Source organism: Catenovulum sp. 2E275, from assembly GCF_025515275.1.
GTDB lineage: Bacteria > Pseudomonadota > Gammaproteobacteria > Enterobacterales > Alteromonadaceae > Catenovulum.
Genome location: NZ_JAOPFU010000033.1, coordinates 42331 through 50776 on the forward strand (window position 1 = coordinate 42331; position 8446 = coordinate 50776).

At 38.5% G+C, this 8446-nt stretch carries 3 protein-coding genes; 1 reads left to right on the forward strand and 2 read right to left on the reverse strand.

The window, feature by feature from the left end:
• Positions 1-161: 161 nt before the first annotated feature.
• Together N7931_RS14270 and N7931_RS14275 are read right to left on the reverse strand one after the other, a co-directional pair.
• Positions 162-1241 carry a glycosyl transferase family protein gene (locus N7931_RS14270; RefSeq protein ID WP_262794973.1) on the reverse strand — a complete coding sequence of 360 codons (1080 nt, stop codon included), beginning with the start codon at positions 1239-1241 and terminating at the stop codon, positions 162-164.
• Between the two features lie 66 nt (positions 1242-1307).
• Positions 1308-3971: a nitrate reductase gene (locus N7931_RS14275; RefSeq protein WP_262794974.1), complete on the reverse strand. Its 2664-nt coding sequence runs from the start codon at positions 3969-3971 to the stop codon at positions 1308-1310.
• 315 nt (positions 3972-4286) lie between these two features.
• On the opposite strand from N7931_RS14275, the gene N7931_RS14280 reads away from it, so the two are divergent.
• Positions 4287-8315: a PAS domain S-box protein gene (locus N7931_RS14280; RefSeq protein ID WP_262794975.1), complete on the forward strand. Its 4029-nt coding sequence runs from the start codon at positions 4287-4289 to the stop codon at positions 8313-8315.
• The last annotated feature ends 131 nt before the right edge of the window (positions 8316-8446 follow it).

An 8446-nucleotide genomic window follows, 5' to 3' on the forward strand; every position in this document is an offset into this window, starting at 1 on the left:
GATGTGAAAGCTAGGATTAGATTAGTCGATAAAAGTGAGATGAGTCAAGCATTAATTTATATTTTTTATTTAATTTTCAATAACTTAAAAATAAAAACCAAACCAATAGGAAAGCAGCAAAATTGCCCACGCAATTTTGCTGTACCAGAAAAACAAATGAATTAATTTAACGGCCAGTTAGCCGACTGTCTTTGTTGCCATATTTGCTCTGCTTTGAACCTTGTTTGTTTAATAGCTTCTGCGCTATCAGATAAATCATCCGTTAACTGGCTCTGAGTTAATAACAACATAATATTAATCGTGCCGATTATCGCCTGTGTTGCATAATCATTTTGCTCTGCACCCAGCCATACATTTTTGAGTGAGTTAATATCTAATTCTCTTGGTTTTACTTGCCAGCTATCCAGCCCGGCAGGCAAAATAAACTGGCTGGTTTGGCCTTGCCTTGCGCAATGCAAAGTCACTTCACGTTCCGGATTAAACTCAATTTCACCACCTTCTCCGCGAAAACATAACACGTTTTTATCTTGCAAAATTTGCGCTGCATCAATATGCCGGATATCAAAGTTACGATGGTGAACACCATGCAAACTAAACTCAGCATTAAACGGATTTAACATTCGCGCTAAAGTATTTGCCGGTGAACGCAATCCAAATAAAGCACGTAGCTGAATCAGTTGGTCGAGTTTAGGGTGAACGCTGGCTAATTCCTGATAACAAAAACCCAATTTATCTAATTGCTGTTCTGCTTCTTGTTTATTTTCGGCTGGCATAACGCCAAATTCAGCCAAACAGGTTTTTAAATACAAACGCTGAGAATCTGGCTCTGCGGTGCCGTGAATAGCAATATTTAATCCCTGCTGCGCCATTGCCATTACAGCTAATAAAAACCAAGGTAAATGACGCCGCTTACCGGCATAACACCCCATATCTAAATCGACCGTTAAGCCTGCAAATTCTGGATTCACATATTCGCGACAAGCTTGCGTAAAACCGGCTAATTCTTCAGCGGTTTCTTCGCGCACTCTCAGCAACATTAAAAACGCCCCTAACTGCTCAGGGGTGACTTTGTCTTGCAAAATTTGTTGCATGGCATCATACGCTTGCGCCTGAGTTAAGGTTTGTCCGGCTCTTTGGCCCTTACCAATCAGATTGATATAGTGTTTAAATGGTTCGCTCATAATGGTCTTAATTAAGATAAAAGATGCGTTATTATACCACTGACTTTTATCGCTTAACATTAAGCGTTAATCCGGTTACGTTTGGTATGTTGCCAACGGGCTAATCGCCCGCCGTTCAAACTATAACTAAGCCACTTTAGCCGGACAATGCTGTTTAATTAAACCGCTTAAATCGGTTTTACACGACCCACAATTAGTACCGCATTTTAATCGCTGCCCTAACTTATCGACTGTATCGTCACCATAATCAACAATCGCTTCAATAATTTGTTTTTCACCAATTTTAAAACAACTGCAAATTTGTCGGCCTTTTGCAATTTCCGGCGTTGGAATCGCAGTAATTAAGGCGTTAATTTCTTCTCGGTCAAATTGTGCCAGTCCAAAAATTTCAGTCAGCCAAGAGACATCTTCAGCAAATGGGGTGGCTTGTACGTAGCAGACAAACTGTAATTCATTTTGTTTGTAACAAAATATTCTGAACTGTTTATTTTGTTGGTTTTCAACCCGAATCCATTCGCCCTGACTATTGGCTCTTTGCTGACACCAATCCAGCCAGTCGGAGACTTCGCCTTGTCCGGCAAAACTGGTAGAAAAACCTGCACTGCTTGGCGATTTTGCCCAATAATCTGAATCAACAAACATTGGATTTTTGCCCACCATAACACCATAAAAATCTGCCGGATAAGCTTCTATATTCACCGCGGCATGCTTCAGTTCCGGTTGACCTGAAACCGGATCAACCGCCCCTTTAAATACCCGGTTAATATTAGCGTTTGCGGCAAATTGCTGATTCCAATGCATGGGCACAAATAATTCCTGCTTACGCTGACCGCTATCAAGTTTAACTTTAACTAAAGATTCGCCCTGCTCTGAAAATATTCTGGCAACGGCACCTTCGGTTAAGTTTAATGCTTGTGCGTTATCTGGATGAATAGCCACAAAAGGTTCACTGATATGAGCGCTTAATTTAGCCGCTTTGCCTGTGCGGGTCATGGTGTGCCATTGATCCCGAATCCGGCCGGTATTACAAACAAATGGATAAGCTTCGCTGGTTTTTTGCTGCGGCGCAATTGGCTCAACCGCAATAAAACGGGCGCGTTTAGATGGCGTATAAAATTTGCCGTCGTCAAACATACGGGCGCGGCCGTTCGGATAGGCTTTTGTAACAGGCCATTGTAAAGGTCTGAATTTATCGTATTGAGTTTGGTTAATGCCAGCTAAGCCACTAATGTCAAAATCGCGGCTACCGTTGTTTTCAAAACCGGATAATCTGGCATGTTCTTCAAAAATATCAACCGGATGCTCAAATGCAAAACCACGGTTAAAGCCCATAGCTTTTGCAACATCACAAATAATTTGCCAGTCGTGTTTAGTATTGGCCGGAGGTGGCAAAATGCCACGCTGACGTGATATGCGGCGTTCAGAATTCGTTACGGTTCCATCTTTTTCTGACCAAGTTGTCGCTGGAAAACGTACATTAGCCCATTTAGCCGTGTCTGTATTAGCAATACAGTCTGACACAATAACTAAGGGGCAATCTGCTAAAGCTTTAGCAATTTCATTGCCATCCGGTAAGCTCACCGCCGGATTAGTCGCCATAATCCAGATCGCTTTAATGTCACCGGATTTTACTTTTTCAAACATCTCGACAGCTTTATAGCCGCTTGTTTTAGCGATCCTGGGTGATTGCCAGAATCTTTGGACTAAATCGCTATGTTTGGGATTTTCAATATCCATGTGTGCGGCGAGCATATTCGCTAAACCACCCACTTCGCGCCCGCCCATTGCATTTGGCTGGCCGGTAATAGAAAAAGGTCCGCTGCCTGCTTTACCAATTTTACCACTGGCTAGATGGCAGTTAATCACAGCATTGGCTTTATCTGTTCCCTGAACCGATTGGTTTACACCCATACAATAAAATGTAATGGCAGTTGGGCTTTGTGCAAACCATTGATAATAGGTTTCAATTTGCGTTTGAGGTAAATCACAATAAAGCGCTACCTCTGCGATTGTCCAAGGTTTAGCTTTCTCCAAAGCGGTGTTTAGCCCTTCAGTTGAAAGCGAAATATATTCGTTATCCAGCAGTTGATTTGCACTTAAATAGTTCAGTAAGCCATTAAATAAGGCAACGTCTGTTCCGGGTTTAATCGCTAAATGTAAATCTGCCAGCTCTGTTGTGGCACTTTTTCGTGGGTCAATCACCACCACTTTCATATCTGGATTAATTTGTTTTGCTCTTTCCATCCGCTGAAATAAAACCGGATGTGTCCAGGCCGCATTTGAACCTAATAAAACTAAACAGTCTGTATCTTCAATATCCTCATAGTTACATGGTACAGTATCAGAGCCAAATGCACGTTTGTAAGCAGCCACCGCAGACGACATACATAAACGTGAATTGGTATCTATATTCCCGCTGCCGATATAACCTTTCATCAGTTTATTGGCAACATAATAATCTTCGGTTAAGAGTTGCCCTGACACATAAAATGCAACTGAATCAGCACCATGCTCTGCAATTGTATTATTAAGTTGGTTGGCAACATATCGGGTGGCTTCGTCCCAGCAAACTTCTGAATTCCCTATCATGGGCTGCAGTAATCGCCCTGACATATCATTGGTTTCTAAAACAGATGAGCCCTTAACGCACAAGCGTCCAAAATTGGCGGGATGTTCCGAAGAGCCATTCACTCGAGTTAGCTTTAAATCATCGACTGTAACATCGATGCCACACCCAACACCACAATACGGACAAGTGGTTTGTTTTAAATTAACTGCTTTTTTGTTCATCAAATTCTTTACCTAAATTTGGTTGATTCTTCGCCATTGAAAAAACAACATAAACGCTCGAGTTGTTGTTTACCCGCCTTTGGATAACCAAGAACATTCAAGTTATATGCCAAAAAACTAAGATACTGATTTATATAAATTTATTTTATTTTTTATTGAAATAAAATAGCCGCTAAAATTTATTATTGGTTCAGCGTGCACCAAAATAGAGTTCATTAGCATTAACTGATTTAGATTAAGTGCAAAAAAGTAGCCATTAAGTAAACTTCTCGATTAAGCTATATCTGTAACCTTGAAAAATTAAAAGGCTGAGTGATGCAAAAAGCCCCAATTCCAAAAGATGAATTAAAACGACTAAAAATACTCCAACAAACTCAGTTGTTAGATACACCACCAGAGGAAAGGTTTGACCGTATTACCAGGCTAGTTAAGTCTTATTTTAATGTACCTATCGTTTTAGTAAGCCTAGTCGATTTAGATAGGCAGTGGTTTAAGTCTAAACAGGGACTAAATATTAATGAAACAGCCCGAGAGATATCAATTTGCGGGCATTCAATTTATACAAAAGAATTAACCGTTGTTGAAAACACACTGCTTGATCCTAGATTTGCTGATAATCCTTTAATTGTAAAATCGCCAAACATACGATTTTATGCTGGTATGCCATTAATTATCAATGAAATGGCAATAGGTACCTTATGTATCATTGATTACAAACCTCGTCAGTTAACTAAAGAACAAAAAAAATGTCTGATTGATTTTAGCGCTTGTGTCCTGGAAGAGATTAATGCCCGCAATGAATTAAAACTCAGTAAAGACCTAGTTAACCAAAAACTTCGGTTAAATAATTTAATCCATTCTATTCCAGATACTTTAGTTGTAGTCGATAAGGCTGGCTTTATTTTGGATTATAATGATATTTTTTGTCAGTTGTTTCATGCAGAAATACCAAATGGTCAACACATATCTTGGTATATTTGTGAACAAGCGAGTAATACATTATTAAATATGTTACAAAGCCCTGGCCTCCAATTAGCTGAACAAGTTGTAACTTTTGAACAATATATTGAATCCAAACATTTCCAATTTGAACTTAGGTTAACTCCCATCAGTTTATCTGAAAATTTGATTATAATCAGAGACATTACTGAAATAAACCTGAGCCAGAACTCTTTAAAAACACAACAACAACGCTTACAAGATATCATCGAAGCGACCCAAATAGCGACATGGGAATGGGATTTGCAACATCAAACTTTTCAAATCAATTCGATTTGGGCACAAATGCTAGGTTATCAATTAGCTGAATTAACCCCTTTAACTGATGAAAAATGTGAAAAATTAACCCATCCGCAAGATTATCAAAACTCATTGTTAGAGCTAAAAAAATGTTTAGAGAATACGGTTTCTGTTTATGAGTATGAACTTAGAATGCGCCATAAAAATGGCCACTGGGTTTGGCTTCGAACAAAAGGAAAAGTAACTCGAAGAGATTCTAATGGACAAGCGCAAATTATTTCAGGCACACATACAGATATAACATCAAAGAAACTAGCTCTGATCCAATTAGAAGAAAGTAATAATTGGCGTAATGCAATTTTAGACAGTGCCCACTTTTCAATTATTTCGACAGATCCCGAGGGGATTATCAATGTATTTAGCCATGGGGCAGAAAAAATGCTCGGCTATAGTAAAGAAGAAATGATTCATAAACAAACCCCAGCTATATTCCATCAATTTGATGAAGTTGTTAACAGGGCTAAAGTATTAACTGAAGAGTTAAACCAGCCGGTAAATCCTGGATTTGAAACATTTATAGCAAAAAGTGCTCAAGGTTGTGTGGATGAGAATGAATGGACCTATATTAGAAAAGATGGTTCTAAATTTCCGGTTTATTTATCTGTAACTCGATTATTAGATGTGAATGGAGAAATAAATGGTTATTTAGGAATAGCACGTGACATCAGTGAACAAAAAGCAGCTAGGGCGGCGTTAACTGAGAGCGAAACTCGACTCAGGGCTTTATTTGAGTTATCCCCTATTGGGATTGCATTAAACGACTTTGAAACGGGTCAGTTTATTGATATTAATCAAGCTTTACTTACCTCGACCGGATATAACAAAGAAGAATTCTTACAACTTAATTATTGGCAAGTCACCCCTAAAAAATATGAACAAGACGAGTTAGCCCAACTAAATAGTTTAAAACTTTATAAAAATTATGGTCCGTATGAAAAAGAATATATTAAAAAAAATGGCAGTTATTATCCGGTTTTATTAAACGGTATTTTAATTGAAGACACTACTGGTCGTAAATTAATCTGGTCAATTGTTGAGGATATATCTGAGCGAAAGTTACAACAACAGATACAGCAAAACCTTTCATCGCGTTTAACTATAGCGACTGATGCAGCTGGTGTTGGCATTTGGGAATGGGATTTTGAATCAGATAATATGCTTTGGGATGAAACCATGCATAAAATCTATGCAGTTGATCGTGAAGAATTTAATAATACTTCAAGCACTTGGTTAAGGATGTTACATGAAGAGGATGTAATCCAAACAAAAGCACAGATTGATAAATCGATTAAATCTTTACAAAAATTCGATACTCAGTTCAGAATCTTACTACATACTGGTGAAATCAAATGGATAAAAGCAGTTGCAGATGTAAAAACTGATTCCGATAATAATCCTATAAAAATGATCGGCACCAATTGGGATATAACCGACCGGATTTTAGCAGAGCAAACCTTAGTACAAGCGAAAGAAGCAGCAGAGGTAGCAGCTCAGGCAAAAAGTGATTTTCTGGCCAATATGAGCCACGAAATCAGAACACCGATGAATGGCATTTTAGGTATGCTGGAGGTTATTTTAAAAGCCCACTCTTTACCAAAACATCATCAACAGCAGATTGAAATTGCGCATACCAGCGCGACGTCTTTATTGCATATTTTAAACGATATTCTCGATTTTTCTAAAATTGAAGCCGGTAAACTGCACCTTGAATATACCGAGTTTAGTTTGTTTGATGTATTAAGTAATGTGGTTGAATCGTTTAGCCATATCGCCCAACAAAAAAATATTGAGCTGGCGCTGGATGTATCCGGGATAGAAACCAATTGGGTTCAGGGCGATCCAGCCAGATTAAAACAAGTTTTATTTAATTTAATTAGCAATGCGATTAAATTTACTCAAACTGGTTCAGTTGAGATTAGCGCCGAACTTAAACTCAGTTCAAGTGTTGGCTGTGTACTCAATTGCCGGATAAAAGATACCGGCATTGGCATTGCTAAAGAGAAACTAGCTCAGTTATTTGATGCATTTACTCAAGCAGATAACTCTACTACCCGCCTTTATGGTGGTACGGGTTTAGGTTTATCTATAGTGCAAAAACTTTGTAAACTGATGAATGGTAAAGTTTGGGTAAACAGCCGGCTTAATCAGGGCAGTGAATTTAGTTTTGAGATAAACCTAAATAAAGCCAATAAACATATATCGGCTGATTTAAATTATCCGCTCAAACATAAAGTAATTTTGGTTTTGTTACAGTCGGGTTTAAGCCGCAGTGTGTTAACAGCTAATTTACGCAGACTAGGCGCGGAATTATTGGAGATCACGCTGAATGATGTGCTTAATTCAATTAACTCAAGGTTTAATATAAATAGCACAAAAGCAATTGATTATATTGTGCTGGATGATAAACATATCGAGGATTATCAGCAGCTTTGCCAACAAAATCCAGCGCAGTTCAACTCTGCCAAAGTGTGGTTTGTCACCGATAATCCAGAGCAGTTAACTCCAGATTTAGCGCCAAACTCAAACCCAAACCCAAATTTAACGCTAAATTTAAACCCAGATCGTATTTTAACACTGCCTGTAACACCGCGTCAGCTCACCGCTTCCATTAATCCATTAGAGCCGAATTTAAACGCCAATACTGGATTACCAATCAATTTTACTGCGCGTTTATTATTAGCCGAAGATAATGAAATTAATCAATTAGTTGTACAAGCGATGTTAGAACAAATTGGAATTGAGGTGAATTGTGTTAAAAACGGACGTGAAGTGATTGAACATTTATCGGCCCAATCAGATAACCCGTATTCATTGATTTTAATGGATTGCCAGATGCCGGAATTAGATGGGTATCAGGCAACAAAAGCGATTCGTAATGCACAGGCTGGTATGCAATATCAAACCATTCCGATTATTGCGTTAACAGCCCACGCAATGCAGGGAGACAGAGAAAAATGTTTAGCTGCCGGAATGAATGAATATTTAACCAAACCCATAGTGAAAGATGAGTTGGTTGCAAAATTAAGTTTATTTTTAAGAGATTAAGAATAACCAGAATTCGGGTTATTTAACCTCAACTCTGGATAAGAAGTTAGCTAAAGCCTTAAATTTATTGGTTTTTAGTTTAAGTTCTTTTTCTAGTGAGGGATTTTTTCTGAGAACAAGGCGAATTTGCG